At 37.3% G+C, this 16,984-nt stretch carries 15 protein-coding genes; 5 read left to right on the plus strand and 10 right to left on the minus strand.

The window, feature by feature from the left end; genetic code table 11:
• Positions 1-13: 13 nt before the first annotated feature.
• Positions 14-1,030 (plus strand): TAXI family TRAP transporter solute-binding subunit, encoded by a 1,017-nt coding sequence (locus tag ACJ2A9_RS12145; RefSeq protein WP_441421929.1) that lies wholly within the window; start codon positions 14-16, stop codon positions 1,028-1,030.
• Between the two features lie 140 nt (positions 1,031-1,170).
• A complete protein-coding gene (locus tag ACJ2A9_RS12150) occupies positions 1,171-3,132 on the plus strand; it encodes a TRAP transporter permease (protein WP_441421930.1) in 1,962 nt (653 codons plus the stop codon).
• An 83-nt stretch (positions 3,133-3,215) separates the two neighbouring features.
• On the opposite strand, the gene ACJ2A9_RS12155 is transcribed toward ACJ2A9_RS12150, so the two are convergent.
• Together ACJ2A9_RS12155 and ACJ2A9_RS12160 are read right to left on the minus strand one after the other, a co-directional pair.
• Positions 3,216-4,070: a MurR/RpiR family transcriptional regulator gene (locus ACJ2A9_RS12155; protein ID WP_441421931.1), complete on the minus strand. Its 855-nt coding sequence runs from the start codon at positions 4,068-4,070 to the stop codon at positions 3,216-3,218.
• A 5-nt stretch (positions 4,071-4,075) separates the two neighbouring features.
• Positions 4,076-5,482 carry an aspartate aminotransferase family protein gene (locus ACJ2A9_RS12160; protein ID WP_441421932.1) on the minus strand — a complete coding sequence of 469 codons (1,407 nt, stop codon included), beginning with the start codon at positions 5,480-5,482 and terminating at the stop codon, positions 4,076-4,078.
• 328 nt (positions 5,483-5,810) lie between these two features.
• Here ACJ2A9_RS12160 and ACJ2A9_RS12165 point away from each other — a divergent pair, with 328 nt between their 5' ends.
• A complete protein-coding gene (locus ACJ2A9_RS12165; protein WP_441421933.1) occupies positions 5,811-6,983 on the plus strand; it encodes a KamA family radical SAM protein in 1,173 nt (390 codons plus the stop codon).
• 66 nt (positions 6,984-7,049) lie between these two features.
• Here ACJ2A9_RS12165 and ACJ2A9_RS12170 read toward each other — a convergent pair whose 3' ends face one another.
• The 7 genes from ACJ2A9_RS12170 to ACJ2A9_RS12200 form a co-directional block, all read right to left on the minus strand.
• On the minus strand, positions 7,050-7,910 hold the full coding sequence (locus tag ACJ2A9_RS12170) for a polysaccharide deacetylase family protein (RefSeq protein ID WP_441421934.1): 861 nt from the start codon (positions 7,908-7,910) through the stop codon (positions 7,050-7,052).
• A 194-nt stretch (positions 7,911-8,104) separates the two neighbouring features.
• Positions 8,105-9,019 (minus strand): fumarylacetoacetate hydrolase family protein, encoded by a 915-nt coding sequence (locus ACJ2A9_RS12175; protein ID WP_441421935.1) that lies wholly within the window; start codon positions 9,017-9,019, stop codon positions 8,105-8,107.
• Positions 9,020-9,119: 100 nt separating this feature from the next.
• Positions 9,120-9,914, minus strand: coding sequence for an ABC transporter ATP-binding protein (locus ACJ2A9_RS12180; protein ID WP_441421936.1), 795 nt, complete (start codon positions 9,912-9,914; stop codon positions 9,120-9,122).
• Positions 9,901-10,911, minus strand: coding sequence for an ABC transporter permease (locus ACJ2A9_RS12185; RefSeq protein WP_441421937.1), 1,011 nt, complete (start codon positions 10,909-10,911; stop codon positions 9,901-9,903). Before ACJ2A9_RS12185 ends, ACJ2A9_RS12180 begins: the two co-directional genes overlap by 14 nt.
• Positions 10,912-10,941: 30 nt before the next feature.
• Positions 10,942-11,967 (minus strand): ABC transporter substrate-binding protein, encoded by a 1,026-nt coding sequence (locus tag ACJ2A9_RS12190; RefSeq protein WP_441421938.1) that lies wholly within the window; start codon positions 11,965-11,967, stop codon positions 10,942-10,944.
• 328 nt (positions 11,968-12,295) lie between these two features.
• The gene (locus ACJ2A9_RS12195) at positions 12,296-12,610 is read right to left on the minus strand and encodes a YbjQ family protein (protein ID WP_441421939.1); all 315 of its coding nucleotides are present in this window, start codon (positions 12,608-12,610) and stop codon (positions 12,296-12,298) included.
• Positions 12,591-12,794, minus strand: coding sequence for a hypothetical protein (locus tag ACJ2A9_RS12200; protein ID WP_441421940.1), 204 nt, complete (start codon positions 12,792-12,794; stop codon positions 12,591-12,593). The genes ACJ2A9_RS12195 and ACJ2A9_RS12200 overlap by 20 nt, the downstream gene beginning before the upstream one ends.
• Before the next feature lie 212 nt (positions 12,795-13,006).
• On the opposite strand from ACJ2A9_RS12200, the gene ACJ2A9_RS12205 reads away from it, so the two are divergent.
• Both ACJ2A9_RS12205 and ACJ2A9_RS12210 read left to right on the plus strand, forming a co-directional pair.
• Positions 13,007-14,761 (plus strand): B12-binding domain-containing radical SAM protein, encoded by a 1,755-nt coding sequence (locus tag ACJ2A9_RS12205; RefSeq protein ID WP_441421941.1) that lies wholly within the window; start codon positions 13,007-13,009, stop codon positions 14,759-14,761.
• Positions 14,762-14,824: 63 nt separating this feature from the next.
• The gene (locus tag ACJ2A9_RS12210) at positions 14,825-15,547 is read left to right on the plus strand and encodes an NADPH-dependent oxidoreductase (RefSeq protein WP_441421942.1); all 723 of its coding nucleotides are present in this window, start codon (positions 14,825-14,827) and stop codon (positions 15,545-15,547) included.
• A gap of 36 nt (positions 15,548-15,583) precedes the next feature.
• On the opposite strand, the gene ACJ2A9_RS12215 is transcribed toward ACJ2A9_RS12210, so the two are convergent.
• Positions 15,584-16,840: a M48 family metallopeptidase gene (locus tag ACJ2A9_RS12215; RefSeq protein ID WP_441421943.1), complete on the minus strand. Its 1,257-nt coding sequence runs from the start codon at positions 16,838-16,840 to the stop codon at positions 15,584-15,586.
• Positions 16,841-16,984 lie beyond the last annotated feature (144 nt).

The raw sequence follows: 16,984 nt of genomic DNA on the forward strand, positions 1-16,984 counted from the left end.
GGTAATTTAAGTTATGAAAAAAAGTTTGGTGTTCTTGTTAATCGGACTATTAACTATTTTCCTTGCAGCGTGTGGAGGCGGAACAGATGAGCCTGCTCCAGCAGGAGATGAAGGTGATAGCCCAGAAACAGAAACTGCTGATTATAAGACTGACCTTCAATTAGGTACTGGTAGTACTGGTGGTACATATTATCCACTAGGAACGGAAATGGCAAATGTCATTAAAGCCAATGTAGAGGTTGAAGGGTTTAATATTAGTGCGGTTTCTTCAGATGCGTCTGTTGATAACTTAGCACAAATTGCGCGCGGAGATATGCAATTAGGAATGTCTGTTCATCTTCCTGCTTTAGACGCATTTAATGGAGAAGGCGAATTTGACGGAATGACTGTAACAAACTTTGGATTTATGGGACACATCTATCCAGAAGTTATGCAAGTTGTTACGGTAGAAGGAAATGGAATTGAATCGATTGCTGATCTAAAAGGAAAGCGTGTAGCGATTGGACCTCCTGGAAGCGGAACACGTGCAGCAGCTAGATTAATTTTAGAAGCTTATGGTATAAACGATGGTGATTACGAAGCTTTCCAAGAAGGCTTTGGTGATGCTGCGGGACGACTTCAGGATGGAACAATTGATGCAACATTTGGATTATTAGGGTTACCTGCCGGGAATGTAACTGAGTTAGCTACACAACGTGATGTGAAGATCCTTCCTGTTGAAGGCGATGCATTAGCATATGTTGAGGAGAACAGTGGATATGCTCATCATGAAATTCCTGCTGATGCATATGAATTTTTAGATGCGCCAGTAAGCACAATTACTGCTTATGCAATTCTTGTCGGCTCTACAAGCCAAGTAAGTGAAGAACTAGGATATGAAATTACAAAAGCACTTTACGAAAACGTTGACCAAATTTCTCATAATCAAGCCAATCATATGACAATTGAAAATGTCCTCAATGGCTCTGATGGATTACCAATTCATCCGGGTGCAGAGAAATATTTCAAAGAAATTGGATTATTAGATTAATACACTTGACCGGACATATAAGATGTCCGGTCTTTTAAATAACACCTGAATTTTTATTGGTAATTCATTTTTGGGTGTTTGAATACTTAACAACGGAAAATAATATATTTATATTTAAATACTTTTAAGGTGGTGAGTGTATGCCAACCAAAATAGAACAGGAAATTTCAGAGAAAGACTTATTGGCGAAATACGATAAAGAATCTGCTTATCGAACTTCGCTTGGCGTTTGGGCATGGGTTGTAGCCATTATTGGAATCTCATTGACGTTATTTCATTTGTATACTGCACTAAAAGGACCGTACGTGTCAATGATTCAAGGATCACTCCATTTAGGAACAGCATTAGGCCTTATTTTTATTCTCTATCCACTTAAGAAATCATTTCTAAAAAAGCCTGGTGTACCTTGGTATGATATTGTATTAGCCTTTATTGCAATGGGAACTAATTATTATATTGTATTTAATTATGAACGATTAACGACAAAGGCAATTATTTTTGGGTTTTCACAAACAGATATTATTGTCGCCTCATTAGGTATCATCTTATTATTAGAAGCAACGAGGCGAGCGGTAGGTTTGCCAATTGTAATTATTTGTAGTTTAGCGTTATTATACGGACTCTGGGGGAAGAGCCAATGGTTACCCCACTTCGGACACGCAGGTTTTGATTGGTCAAGATTAACAACACAAATGTTTTTTAGTTCTAATGCTATTTTTGGGATCCCAATTCAAATCTCCTCAACATACATTTATTTATTCCTCTTCTTTGGAGTAATGTTAACTCAAACAGGGATAGGTAGATTTTTTAATGATTTGGCATTTGGTGCTACAGGAAGGTTTACAGGTGGTACAGCTAAAGCTGCTGTTTCTGCTAGTGCATTACAAGGAATGGTTACAGGGAGTTCCGTTGCCAATACAGTTGGTTCAGGCTCTTTTACTATTCCAATGATGAAACGTGCCGGTTTTAAACCAGAGTTTTCGGCGGCTGCAGAAGCCTCAGCATCAACCGGCGGGCAAATTATGCCACCTATTATGGGTGCCGCAGCATTTATCATGGCTGAGTACACTGGTGTACCATATAGCGAAATTATTATCATCGCCATCATTCCTGCGTTGCTCTATTTTTCAGGTGTATTTATGGGGACTCATTTCCAAGCGAAAAAACAAGGAATTCTCGGATTACCTAAAGATCAACTTCCTTCATTCTCAGGATTAATGAAGCGAATAGATCTATTGTTGCCTCTCGTATCTATTGTAGGACTACTCTTAAACGGATATACTGCCACTTATGCTGCTTTATGGGGAATTGCTACCGCATTTGTTGTAAGCCTGTTCCGAAAAGATACGAGGATGGGGTTCACCAAAATATTAGCAGCATTGGAAAAAGGTGCTCGTGTAGCATTACCAGTTATTGCAGCTTGTGCCAGTGCTGGTATTATTGTAGGGATCGTTGTTTTAACTGGGCTTGGAGGAAAGATTGCCGGTGGAATACTTACTCTTGCTGGCGGTAGCTTCTTCCTATTATTATTCTTTACGATGATTGCTTGTATTTTATTAGGTATGGGGTTACCGACAACGGCGAATTACGTTGTTACGGCATCAATGGCTGCGCCTGCACTTATTGCCTTTGATGTGCCAGTAATTGCGGCTCATATGTTTGTGTTTTATTTTGGGATTGTTGCAGATATCACTCCTCCAGTTTGCTTGGCAGCCTATGCAGGAGCAGGGATTGCAAGAGCAAATCCAATGAAATCAGGGGTTAATGCCTTAAAACTTGCTATTGCAGCATTTATTATTCCTTACGCCTTTGTTTACAATCCCGTTCTAGTATTGGAAAATGCCAATTTTGCAAACCTAACACCCGCCCTTCTAACGGCATTAATAGGGATGATGGCAATTAGTGCAGCGATGATGAATTACTTTATCACTAATCCTAATATCGTTGAACGTATCGTTTTATTTGCCTCAGGATTATTATTAGTGTATCCAGGAAATATCGCAGTCTCTTTATCAGGTCTTGGCTTACTTATCATTATTGGCGGGATTCAATTAATACGTAAGCGTAAAAACAATCCAGAAAGAGAAATATCTCCATCCTAACTTAATACGATAAGAAAAAGCTTCAATCGGTTCAAAGAGAATGATTGAAGCTTTTTCTTGATGATTTGATTCTGCTTGCCTGCTTATTCATGAAAAACATCGAAGTTCTCCCATAATCCCTCAAGATCTTTTAACCTCGATTCCACCTTTTCATGTTCAGATCTCGTTACAGCTGTGATTAACGCACTGACTACACTTAATGGTGCTGTAAATGAATCAATGAATGAATTAATTTCTGTCGCAGCAATTAGTGTTTTATCCCCATATGGGACAAGCGGTGATAAAAGGTGATCCGTAATGACAATCGTCTTTGCACCTTTCTGTTTCACATACTTCAGTGCTTCAACAGTCCGCTTTGTATACCTTGCAAAACCAAAACCAATAACAAGATCATCTTCAGTAATATCTAATAGGTGTTCCGATACACCATCTGCTTGGCGAACACGTTCTGTATTTTGTAACACAAGATCTAAATAAAATTCTAAAAATAGACCTAAACTAGCTGCACTGCGATAGGCAATAATGTAAATTCTCTTTGCTTTGATGATATCCTCTACAGCCTCTTGAAAAAGAGACGGGTCAATCTGCTTTAATGTTGTTTTTAAATTTTGTACATCATCAGATAGAACCTCTTTAAAAGTATTACTCGTTTCTTCATTTTGATCAGTCGTTCTTACAAAAACTTCAGCCGATGTCCATTTGCGTTTTAGTGCTTCTTGAAGATGTCTTTGTAAATCGGGATAACCTTTATAATTCAAAAACACAGCAAAACGAATCACCGTTGCTTCCCCGACACCAGCATTTTTTGCTAATTTTGATGCCGTTAAAAAAGGTGCGGTTTCTGCATGTTCTACTAAGTAATTAGCTATTTTTTTCTGTGATTTACTCATCTTTTCCCTTTTTTCACTAATCCGTTTAAAAACATCATTTTCTAGCACTTTGATCATCCCTTATTTATTCGAGAGCTCCCAAACATATTGTTCAATACTCTTTCATAAGCAGCCACTGTTTTCTCAACTTCTTCAATTCGATGAGCAGTTGACATACTATATCTGTTTAGCGGCTTAACATAAATGCCTTCATTTAATAATTGTTCATCTAGCTTTTTCCTCGTAGCTAAATCTGTTTGTTGAAGATCTCTATAATTTTGAATTTTCTGTTCATCTGTTAATACTACACTAAAGATTGAGCCTGTGCCAATAGCCTTCATCGGAATACCTTTTGACGCAAACAGTTTTTCTAATCTTCCTTTTAAAATCGTTGTGATTTGAAAAATATGTTCAATTTCCTTTTCCAACACTTCAATGGTTGCTAAGCCTGCTGCTAGAATCATCGGATGCCCGTTATAAGTTCCACTGTGAAATAATACATCCTTTGCTGATGACTTTTTACTTTGGCTAGAATCAAACACATCTGATGAAGTCGTCGGCGCACTGACCATTAAGATGTCTTTCTTCCCTCCAACAATTCCAATTGGAAATCCTCCACCGATAACTTTTCCAAGTGCGGTAATATCTGGCTTTATTTGATAAAATTCTTGAGCCCCGCCTAACCCTAAACGAAATCCAGTTTTCACTTCATCAAATATGAATACAATATTGAGCTGCTTTGTAACTTCACGCAAACCATGAATAAATTCTTTTTCAGCAGGAATAAATCCCCCTTGGACAGGCTCAATCATAACTGCTGAAAGCTCATGTTGATGCTGTTTCAAAATCTTCGTACATGCCTCCAGATCATTAAAAGGTAAGATGATTGTATGCTCTTGGTAATAGCGATCGACCCCTCTTGACTCAATGACTGAATTAGGATGCCTTGCATCACCAGCCTCATGGACTTGTGGATTAACACTTAGTAAAACTTGATCATACCCACCATGATAATGCCCTTCAAACTTTGCAATTTTATGTTTGCCCGTATAAGCTGCAGCTAAGCGTAATGCTAATAACGTAGCTTCCGTACCTGAATTTGTATAGCGCAACAACTCCATACTTGGATAGTATTGTTGAAGTTTTTTCCCTAAGTCATATTCTAGTTGATGCGGTGTCCCAAATAACCAAGTTCCACACTCTTCAATTTGGGACATCATTGCTTTTTTGATTTCCGGATGACCATGCCCAAGCATTAGTGCACCGTAAGATAAAGAGTAGTCAATATATTCATTACCATCCACATCTTGTAAATAAGCACCATTTCCTGATTTCATTACGAGTGGATAAGGAGCAAATGACTTAATGTTTGCTGTAACTCCTCCTGGCATTACTTCCTTTGCTTGCTCTACAAAATCGTATGAACCTTTAGTTTTTTTATAATATTCCATTATTGGAAGTTCGATCTTGTTGATCGCCATTTTACAGTCCCTCACTTTTTGGAAATTTTACCTCCACCATTATCATATGATGAATGATTTATTTCATAATACACGTTTTCAAAACCAAAGTGAAGTATAAATTTCATTTTATATATTTTATGAATTTGTCCATTCACAAGTTACTACTTCTCTGCCTATTTTCGAGCATATTTTCCTTATATGAACAAACTCTATTAAAAATGAAAGAGAACCTTCATCATTCTAGAACAATAGCAATATTTCATTCTTTTTTGACCTTATTTCACCTTAACTGCTATAATTAAAAAGTATGTAGTAAATTAATAATTTATAGAGGAAGGTGATCGTTTTGGCACAACCAAAATACATTACTAGTCTGGATAAGATTGATCAAATTCCTGAGGAGGAAAAAAGAAAGCTCAAAGAAATTACGAACAAGTATGTTTTTCGTGTTAATGACTACTATTTAAATCTGATTGATTGGAATGATCCGAACGATCCCATTCGTAAACTTGTTATTCCTAACGAAGGTGAATTAGAAGAATATGGGCGCTGGGATGCTTCCGATGAAGATACGAATTATGTTGTACCCGGCTGTCAGCATAAATACGGAACAACTGCTCTCCTTATCGTTTCTGAAGTTTGTGGAGCCTACTGCCGTTACTGTTTCCGAAAGCGTCTTTTCAGAAATGATGTAAAAGAAGCAATGAATGACGTTGAGCCAGGTTTGAAGTATATTGAGAACACTCCTGAAATTAATAATGTATTATTAACAGGTGGTGACTCATTGATTCTTGCTACGAAAAAACTTCGTATGATTATCGAAAGGCTGCGGGCTATTGACCATGTTAAGATAATCCGACTTGGTTCAAAGCTTCCGGTTTTCAATCCAATGCGTATTTATGAAGATGAAGAATTGCTTGAGCTTATTCGTGAATACTCAACACCGGAAAAGCGAATCTACGTCATGGCTCATATTAACCATCCACGTGAAATTACTGAAGAAGCAAGAAAAGGCTTCCAAGCACTTCATGACGCAGGTGCAATCGTTGTTAACCAAACACCTGTATTAAAAGGAATTAATGATGACCCTGAAGTATTAGCTGAATTACTTGATAAGCTTTCATGGGCTGGTGTTACTCCGTACTACTTCTTCATTAACCGACCTGTAGCTGGTAACAATGATTTTGTACTATCACTAAAAGAAGTTTATGACATTGTTGAAAAAGCAAAAGCAAAAACTTCAGGACTTGGAAAACGAGTACGCCTTTCAATGAGTCACACATCAGGAAAAATTGAAGTCTTGGCAATTGAAGATGGCAAGGCTTACTTAAAGTATCACCAATCTCGTGATAATGAATATGGTAAATTTATGGTTTTAGATTGTCCTGATAATGCTGCCTGGTTCGACGACTTACCTGGAAGCGAACAACATTGGGAAAAACCAAAAAAGAAAAATGAAGAAATTGTCTCAGTTAACGAATTACCAGATCTTCCTGAAAAGAAATTAATAACAAAATAAATAAACATAATAAGGCAGTAGAATAAAGAGAGTGATCGTGCTTCTCCTTTTCTACTGCCTTTTTGCCTACTTTCTTTCTGAGACATTAACCATGTCTGAGATAGTTACAAATTCCATTCCCTCATCTGTTAATCGATCAATGATGACATCTAATGCTTGAACAGTTCCTGACAAATCCATTGTCCAGTGGCCTCCATCATGAAAAAGAATGATGGATCCGGGATGGACATCTTTTAATACATTTTTTTCAACTTCCGGTGCAGTGAGTTGACGCCAGTCTAATGAATCAACAGACCACCCAACTACAGTTTGATTCATTTCACCTAAATGTTCTGTTAATTCTTCATTTAAAGCACCATAAGGAGCCCGAAATAGCTTAGGACGATATCCAATCATATTTTCTAGAACTCTATCCGTTTCCCTGATTTCCCAATCTAATCGATCTTTCCCCTCTTTTGTTAGATCAGGATGCCAGTACGTATGATTTCCAATCTGATGACCTTCGTTGTGAATCCGACGAATAATATCTGGATGGCCAACCGCTCTTGCACCCATCACAAAGAACGTTGCTTTTACCTCGTGTTTGTTTAATACATCTAACACTTGCGGTGTAAAGCGGTAATCCGGTCCATCGTCAAATGTTAAGGCAATTTTATTACTATTGGTTGCACCTCGTAAAACGATAATATTGGGGTATTTTCTCTGTAATCTTTGATTAGAAACGGCCTTTTGTTGACGTACCGAATATTCAGGTCCCCCTTCAGGCTGTTCTTGAGATGCATGATAAATTGTTTCGAGTTCAGGGTCATAATTTAAAGGTGTTACTGTAGTTCCCCGATCACTAAGAGCATTATTGCCACAGCCTGTGAGTAATAGAATGATTACCAAGATTAAAACGAGTGGAAAATCCCCATACCTTTTTGCCACATTTTTGTCCCCTTTCAAAAAAACTAACTTACTTTATTTTGAAAAAGGCACAGTAAAAATATGCACAACGCAAAATTCCTCTTCTTAACAATAAGCTGTAATATCATTTGATGTGATTTTGGCTCGTTCGTCTCTAAAGATTAAAATGAAAAGAGACCTCTTCAACATTATTCGCCAAAGAGATCTCTTTATTATTAATCAATAGATAATTGATTTCGTAAAGTTCCTAATCTTTCAACAGTAATTTCAATTACATCACCAGGCTGTAAATACTTAGGCGGATTAAAACCACTTCCTACCCCTGCTGGAGTTCCTGTAGCGATAATATCTCCAGCTTCAAGGGTCATTCCCTGGGAAATTGTAGCTATAATTGTCGGAATATCAAAAATAAACTGTTCTGTATTACCAACTTGTCTACTTTCTCCATTTACTTTCGTTTCAATTGCCAATTGATGTGGATCATCCACTACACTTCTATGTGTAATATATGGACCCATTGGACAAGAGGTATCTAAACTTTTTCCAATTAAAAATTGTTTATGTTTTTTTTGCAAATCTCTGGCCGTTACATCATTGATAATTGTGTAGCCAAAGACATAATCAAATGCCTCTTCTTTTTTTATTGCTTTTCCTTTTTTACCGATGATAACAGCCAGTTCCCCTTCATAATCTAACGAATCGGTCACTTCTTTATGATTTAACATAATACTCTCATGGCCAATTACAGTCGTTGGAGCCTTCGAAAAAATCATCGGATACTCCGGAATGTCAGCTGCACTTCCCATTTCAATTGCATGGGCAGCATAATTTTTTCCTACACAAAAAATGTTCTTTGCTGGTCTAGGAATTGGTGCTAATAATTTAATATTTGGATTGGTAATCTCGTATATGTATTGTTCATCAACATTTTCCTTTGCCCATTGAACAACTTGATTGACCATATTCAAAAAAACGTCCCCTTCTTTAATTCCGGCAAGCAATGATGATGGTAAGATCGCTTCCTTACTCATAAACCATTGTGCTTTTCGAACATCAATGATTTCATCATAGCTATCGTTAATGATCCCATATGTCTCATATTGATCATATAAAAATGTAACAAATCTCATTTGTTTCTCCCCCTTTAAATGAGTGATTGACTTCCCACTTCTTTATTTTACCATAAGAAAGAAGCAGGAGACGAATGTTTATCTCATCCCCTGCCTTCTTTCATCCGAGCAATGCGCGGTCATTAGCCATTTCTGAGCCACGAATTCGTTGAAACTCTTTTAGTAATTTTTCAATCGTAAGCTGCTGTTTCTTTTCACCTGCGACATCAAGAATAATTTGTCCTTTATCCATCATGATCAATCGATTTCCTAGATCAAGCGCTTGTTGCATATTGTGAGTGACCATTAATGTTGTTAATTTAAATTTCTCTACAATGTCACCAGTTAATGCAGTGATTAATTCAGCTCGCGATGGATCTAATGCAGCCGTATGTTCATCGAGCAATAAAATTTTAGGTTCAGTAAAAGTAGCCATTAATAATGAAAGTGCTTGCCTTTCCCCACCAGACAATAACCCAATCTTTGCGTTTAACCGCTCCTCTAAACCTAGATTTAATGTCGTTAAATACTCTCTGAACATTTCTTTCCGTTTCTTTGTAACTCCAAAACGGAGGGTCCTTTTTTTATTTCGCGAATAAGCCATCGCTAAATTTTCTTCGATAGTCATCGTTGGGGCAGACCCAGCCATCGGGTCCTGAAAGACACGACCGATAAATTGCGAACGTTTATATTCCGGTAAATGTGTGACAAGATTATTATCAATATATACATCACCAATATCAGGGGTCTGCGAGCCTGAAATAACATTCATTAACGTTGACTTTCCTGCTCCATTACTGCCAATTACCGTAATGAAATCTCCCGGGTTTAGCGCTAGGTTAATATGTTGGAGAGCTTTCTTTTCATCAAGTGTCCCTTCATTAAAGGTAACACTTATATCTTTAAGATGCAGCATTACTATTTCCCTCCTTACTTACCGACGCCATTTTGATTTGTTCTGCCCGTTTGCGAAGTCGACGTTTTTTCTCTTTACGTGATTCTACTATTTTAGGTGTGACAAGAGCAAAGATAACAATAACTGCTGTAATAAGCTTTAAGTCACCCGTCTCTAAGAATTCAACTCGAAGTGCCAAAGTGACAACAATTCGATAAATAATGGCACCACCAATGACGGCTAGTGTTGTTCGGGCAATTGTTTTTGTACCAAATAATGATTCACCAATGATTACAGATGCTAATCCAACAATAATCATTCCAATCCCCATTCCGACATCTGCAAAACCGCCGTATTGGGCAATCAATGCTCCGGAAAGTGCTACTAATCCATTCGAAATCCCTAACCCAAGAATCGTTAAAGAGTCGGTATTTGCTGAGAAGCTTCGAATCATTCTTTTGTTATCACCTGTTGCTCTAAGTGCCAGGCCAATTTCTGTTTTTAAGAAGCGATCTGTAATAAGTTTAATCAAAATCGTAATGACAAAGACAAAGAATAAGATTCCCCAAGTTCGTGGCAAATGAGTAAGTCCAACAGCCGATGCCATCGAATGAAAAAACTGATCAAAGCCTAATCCTTGCCAAAAAGAAGTTATATGCGAAAAAATAGTATCCTGATTAAGTAATGGAATATTTGACCGCCCCATAATTCTTAAGTTAATTGAATAGAGAGCAATCATCATTAATATTCCTGATAAAAGTGGATTAATTTTCCCTTTTGTATGAAGAATTCCAGTAATACATCCAGCTAAAAAGCCCGCAACTACAGCGACTATTGTCGCGAGAAAGGGGTTGTATCCATTGACAATTAACATCGCTGCTACAGCAGCACCAGTAACAAAGCTTCCATCTACAGTTAAGTCCGGAAAGTCAAGAATACGAAAGGAGAGGTAGACCCCTAGTGCCATGAGTGCGTATATAATTCCTGCTTCTACTGAGCCAAAGATTGAAATAAACATGTTGTTTTCCTTCTCCTTTCTACTAATTTCTTATTCTTCTTCTAATAATTGAGCAAGATTATCCCACTCTGAATTCCATTCAACACCTTGAGCATCAGCTGCAGCCTTATTGATAAATAATTGCATATCCGCAGGGTATTCTACTGGAATATCAGCTGTTGTTTTGTCTCCATTTAATATTTCTGCTGCCATTTCACCTGAACGGTAACCGATAGAGAAATAATCAATACCGAACGTTGCAAATCCTCCACGCTTTAACGAATCCGGTTCACCGACGATAAGAGGAATGTTTTGATCTTCAGCCACACCAATTACAGATTCAAGAGCTGAAACAACAGTATTATCTGTCACAATAAAGAAAATATCTGCACTTCCGACTAAAGACTCAGCAGCTTGCTGTACTTCAGCTGAAGTCGATACACTACGCGTAACAGCAGCCAGACTTGTTCCTTCAATTGCAGCTTCTACCGCTTCTATTTGAGCAATTGAGTTTTGCTCACCAGAGTTATAGATTAACCCAACCTTTGAATTCGGGAAAAATGTTGATATAAAATCGATTGTCATTTCAATGGATTCCGGATGAAGATCTAACACACCTGTAATGTTATCTCCCGGTTGATCCATCGCTTGTACAAGCTCTGCCCCAACAGCATCAGTCACTGATGTAAAAATAATCGGAATCTCTCTTGTTGCATTGAGAACTGATTGGGCGCTCGGTGTTGAATTAGCAAAAATAAGATCAACATTTTGGTTCACTAGATTTTGAGCAATGGTTGCGTTCGTATTCATATCATTTTGAGCATTGTTTACATCAAACGTAACATTCTCGCCTTCTACATAGCCATTATCAGCAAGTGCTGCTTTAAACCCTTCGAATGCAGCATCAAGCGATGGATGTTCGACAATTTGTGTTGTACCGATTGTGACCATTTCCTGTGCTTCATTCGCTGGTTGTTCTGCGTTTTCTGTTGATTGAGCAGTTTCCTCACTGCCACATCCCGCAAGAGCCATTAAAGCTAACAATGGTACTGCAATAAATTTTTTGATCACCTTCATAAATATTTTCCCCCTATAGTTTTTTAAATTTTCTAATATTAGTTATTATCATATTACATCCACCTAATCTTGTAAACATAAAAATTCGTCACACTAAAGCGTTCTAGCGGATAAGTAGTGAAGATTTTTTGAATATTATTTCTATTGATCATCTTTAAATTTAAAGAAACACTAAAAATGATTTATTCTAGAAAAATATTCACTATTATAAAATGGAGAGTTTGCCTTTAAAATTTTCAGCAAAAAGAAGCCCCACTTCAAATAAAAGTGGGGTTTCTCAAAAGGCTGAGGGTAAAACAACTTTCATCCTTCGACATTTTTTAACATGCTATTCAACGACTACAGCCGTACCATATGCAACTATTTCAGAAGCACTGTTCATGACACTTGATGTTTGGAGTCTCACTGATATGATCGCGTTCGCTCCAAGTGACTCTGCTTCCTCTACCATCCGTTTTATCGCGACTTTGCGTGCTTTTTCCATCATACTCGAATATTCTTTTATCTCTCCACCGACGATATTTTTTAAACCTGCCATAATGTCACTGCCTATATGCTTTGCCTGAATTGTATTTCCTTTTACAAATCCTTTGTACTCCATAACTTCTTTGCCTGGAATAAATTCAGTAGTTGCGATCATCATCATCATCATCCTCTTTCTTCTCTTTTATTCGTTCTCGAACAACTAATCCTATCAAAACAAGAAGTGCTAATGCGTAACCTGCTAATAAATAGTAGACTACAGTCAAATTAATAAATACAAAAGCAATTGCCAATACTTGAAAAATGATCGTAATAAATAAAGCTGCATATTTAAAAGCTGTCATCTTCGTCCATACTCCTAATAGTTACAAATAATATGAGGTTATTTCAGTATTTCTTTCTAAATCCTGCTTCCCTACTCTAATTATTACATAGGAAAACATGAAAATATACTCATTTCAATTGTCATTTGTTTTTAAGTGTTACCTTTATACGTTGACTCTTCCTTATGGTAAGATAAGGATTGGTTTAGATTATGTTTGAATTGAGGGATACAATGAAGATTGTTGTTAGTACATTAAATGCCAAATTTATCCATACAGCATTAGCGCTGCGATATTTGAAATCCTATGCAGAACCTGAATTTCCAGTCGAAATTGTTGAATATACTATTAAAGACCCAGCAATGAATATTGTTTCAGATTTGTATAGTAAAGCCCCTGATGTCATTGGTTTCAGCTGTTATATTTGGAACATCGAAGAAACGATTGAGATTATTAAAATGCTTAAAAAAGTTAAACCTGGCATCAAAATTATCATTGGCGGACCTGAAGTCTCATATGATGTTGACTATTGGTTAGAGCGAATACCTGAAGTCGACTTCATTATTGTTGGTGAAGGTGAAGACACATTTAAGCACTTACTTACAGAAATAACTACAACAAATAAATATCATTTGGTTTTTGGTTTGGCGTACAGGAAGGACGATGGCACGCCAGTCATTAACCCACCTAGACCAAAGCTCGATTTAGATTCAATTCCTACACCATACCGCTTTGAGGAAGACCTGTCTGGACTTCAGAAACGTGTGACCTACTTTGAAACGAGCCGTGGATGTCCTTTTAGCTGTCAATTTTGCTTGTCCTCGATCGAAGTAGGTGTTCGATACTTTGATATGGACCGTATCAAATCGGACCTGCTTTTTCTTATTGAAAATGGGGCAAAATTAATTAAATTTGTTGACCGTACCTTTAATATTAAACGTGATTATGCGTTAGAGATCTTTCAGTTTTTAATCGACAATCATCAAGGCTGTGTTTTTCAATTTGAAATCACTGCCGATATTATGCGACCCGAAGTGTTACAATTTCTAAATGAAAATGCACCACAAGGGATATTCCGCTTTGAAATTGGGGTACAGTCGACTAATGATGCAACCAATGAAATTGTCAACAGGAAACAAAACTTTGAAAAACTGACGCGAACGGTGCGTTTAATAAAAGAAGGCGGGAAAATTGATCAGCATTTAGACTTAATAGCCGGACTTCCTGAAGAAGATTATGACTCATTCCGAAAAACCTTTAACGATGTATTCGCCCTAAGGCCAGAAGAGTTACAGCTCGGCTTTCTAAAAATGCTGAGAGGAACTGGCGTACGTCTTCGGGCAAACGAGCATAACTATGTTTTTCTGGATCAATCACCATACGAAATTCTAAGCAATGATGTTCTTTCATTTGCAGAGATAATTCGAATTAAACGAGTAGAAGATGTATTAGAAAAATATTGGAATGACCATCGTATGGATAATACGATTGAATTCCTCGTCAAAGATGAATTTGACTCACCATTTGACTTCTTTCAACAATTTGGTGATTATTGGGATAAACAAGGCTGGTCAAGAATTGGTCATCAGCTGGAGGATTTGTTCCGTCGCCTCGATCAATTCCTGTCAGAGAGACAGACAACACATACAAAGATTATTAAAGGGTTAATGATGTATGACTACTTTACGAATCATAAACATAAACCACGAAAACCATGGTGGGACTTTTCTTTGGAAAAGCACGAGCTTTCTGCTTATTTAAAAGGGATTGCCGAGCAGCCTCACCTTGTTTCAAATATATTTGCGGAATTATCCCTTTCAGAAAAAGAATTGCATAAGCACACAATGATTGAAGTTCTTGCTTTTGATATTGAACATTTTATTAAAACAAAAGAGATAAAAGAAGAACCTACTATTCTTATTGTTTACTATCAGCCTAAAGAACAAACTGTCATTCCATTTACAGTCTCTAAAGCATTACTACTATAAACTTATATCTCCCCAAGCAGAAACTATTGCTGCTCCGGGGTTTTACATAGGAGGTTTTCATTTATGAATGATGTCATTCGAACACTAACCAACCATCGTTCCATCCGCAGTTATGTAAATAAAGAAGTACCTGATGAACACCTTAAAGCGATGGTCGCTGCTGCCCAAGCTGCACCTTCTTGGGTAAATGGCCAGCAGGTGTCCATTATCGTTGTCAAAGATGATAATAAGAAAAAACAATTAGCACAACTAGTCGGTAATCAATCTTATGTAGAAGAAGCTCCAGTCTTTTTCGTTTTCTGCGCTGATTTTTACCGTGCTAAGCTTGCAGCCGAAAAGCATGGCGAGGAACTAATGGTTGTTAATGATATTGATTCGCTACTTGTAGGTGGAGTTGATGTTGGCTTAGCTATGGGCAATACCATCGCTGCTGCTGAATCATTAGGATTGGGAATATGTGCGATAGGCGGGATTAGAAGAAACCCACTTGAAGTTATTGAGTTATTAAATCTACCTGAACATGTTATACCAATCTCTGGCTTATGTGTCGGTTATGCCAAAGAAACTCCTGATAAAAAACCTCGCCTTCCACAAAAGGCCGTTCTCCACGAGGAAGAATATGAACATAACTTAAAAAAATACATTGATCAATATGACCAAACCATTGCTGAATACAATAAAGAACGTAAAAATATGACTTGGTCTGAAGGAGTTGCTCGTTTTTATAATAAGCAATATTACGAACATGTCGATGAAATGCTAAAAAAACAAGGGTTCAACGTATAAGAAGCAAGTCTCCAAAGACGGAGACTTGCTTCTTACTTATTCTTCCGCAAATGATTGTAAATAGGTAATCCTCTCAATCATCGGCGGGTGTGTATAGCGAAATACTTTAACAATACCTGGTGGATTTACATCACTTAAACTTTGAACAGCGAGCTGTTGAAACGCCCCTACTGCCGCATCCACGTCTTCAGTTAATTCAATTGCATAGCGATCAGCTTCGTATTCATATTCTCTTGAAATCATATTCATAAATGGACTTGCAGCAAAAGAAAGAAGCGATAAAATAAGCAGAATCACCGGCAATGCCGCAAGATCATTCGTTCCCGATATTCCTAACTTTCGACCGAATCTTTTTATCACCCACGTATAGAGACGATACGTTACATACAGACCAACAAGGGACATGGCAATCGTTCCTATGACAAGCCAATGAAGATGATGTAGTACATAATGCCCCATTTCATGTGCCATCACAAACAACACTTCATCTTTCGTAAGACTTTGTAACGTTGTATCCCACAGCACAATTCGCAAATTATTTCCGATTCCATTGACGTAAGCATTTAACGCATTTGTTTTTTCAGACATATTCACTTCATACACATGATCAGCTGGAATTTCCGCTTGGGCGGCCAGCGCTAAAATTTCTTGCTCCAACTCTATATCTTGAATCGGGTAAAAATCGTTGTACAGTGGATCAATTATAACCGGCTGAATAAACATCATCAATAATGTAAATGGAATCGATAACAGCCAAGCGTATAACCACCATCGTTTTTGTGTTCTTTGAATTAATGCATAAAGTACATAAACAATGATCGTCATAATGAATGCACTTACCCAAAAACTAATTGTATTATCTCTCATCCAATCATGAAAGCTTTGATTGGAAATCCCATACTGATGAGAGAGCTGGAATCTGTACCACTGAATTGGAAACGTAAGCAACCACGAAACAAGCGATAAAAGGATGACATAGATCGTTGTATGTACAAAAGAAAAACGAGTGATTTCTTTTGACCAACTGACAAATCGTTTTGATATGCCAAAGAGTACAACAAATAAATAGATCCCCCATTCAAGAGGAATGGATATAAAATAGAGGACATCTCTTATCCGGGCATAATCAATCGATTGTTTTAATTGTTCAGCATTCATAAAAACTTGTGGATCAGCTGCTGTCCCTTGTAATTCTACTGGAATAGCAGCCTGAACACCATAAAGTAAATACCAACTCATGATGATACTGTAAATGATAAAGACACCTGTAAAACCGAGGAAAAATTTTCTCATTAGCAGCACCTCTCTTACAACAATGGACATCTCTTACTATTAGTTTAAGCAGTACATAATCATTTAGAACGTAAATTTTATTTAGAAAGAAAAGTCCATCAGCGACATCCACCTGCCACTGATGGGCAGCAAGACAATAGTTTT

Origin of the sequence: Anaerobacillus sp. MEB173 (genome assembly GCF_052119505.1) — a bacterium.
GTDB lineage: Bacteria > Bacillota > Bacilli > Bacillales > JBJMAU01 > JBJMAU01.

Excerpts from the sequence above, each read along its gene's own strand:
- ACJ2A9_RS12160 (WP_441421932.1), bottom strand. The coding sequence starts at position 5,482 with ATGGCGATCAACAAGATCGAACTTCCAATAATGGAATATTATAAAAAA.
- ACJ2A9_RS12190 (WP_441421938.1), bottom strand. The coding sequence starts at position 11,967 with ATGAAGGTGATCAAAAAATTTATTGCAGTACCATTGTTAGCTTTAATG.
- ACJ2A9_RS12215 (WP_441421943.1), bottom strand. The coding sequence starts at position 16,840 with ATGAGAAAATTTTTCCTCGGTTTTACAGGTGTCTTTATCATTTACAGT.
- ACJ2A9_RS12175 (WP_441421935.1), bottom strand. The coding sequence starts at position 9,019 with ATGAGATTTGTTACATTTTTATATGATCAATATGAGACATATGGGATC.
- ACJ2A9_RS12185 (WP_441421937.1), bottom strand. The coding sequence starts at position 10,911 with ATGTTTATTTCAATCTTTGGCTCAGTAGAAGCAGGAATTATATACGCA.
- ACJ2A9_RS12210 (WP_441421942.1), top strand. The coding sequence starts at position 14,825 with ATGAATGATGTCATTCGAACACTAACCAACCATCGTTCCATCCGCAGT.
- ACJ2A9_RS12180 (WP_441421936.1), bottom strand. The coding sequence starts at position 9,914 with ATGCTGCATCTTAAAGATATAAGTGTTACCTTTAATGAAGGGACACTT.
- ACJ2A9_RS12195 (WP_441421939.1), bottom strand. The coding sequence starts at position 12,610 with ATGATGATCGCAACTACTGAATTTATTCCAGGCAAAGAAGTTATGGAG.
- ACJ2A9_RS12205 (WP_441421941.1), top strand. The coding sequence starts at position 13,007 with ATGAAGATTGTTGTTAGTACATTAAATGCCAAATTTATCCATACAGCA.
- ACJ2A9_RS12200 (WP_441421940.1), bottom strand. The coding sequence starts at position 12,794 with ATGACAGCTTTTAAATATGCAGCTTTATTTATTACGATCATTTTTCAA.
- ACJ2A9_RS12145 (WP_441421929.1), top strand. The coding sequence starts at position 14 with ATGAAAAAAAGTTTGGTGTTCTTGTTAATCGGACTATTAACTATTTTC.
- ACJ2A9_RS12150 (WP_441421930.1), top strand. The coding sequence starts at position 1,171 with ATGCCAACCAAAATAGAACAGGAAATTTCAGAGAAAGACTTATTGGCG.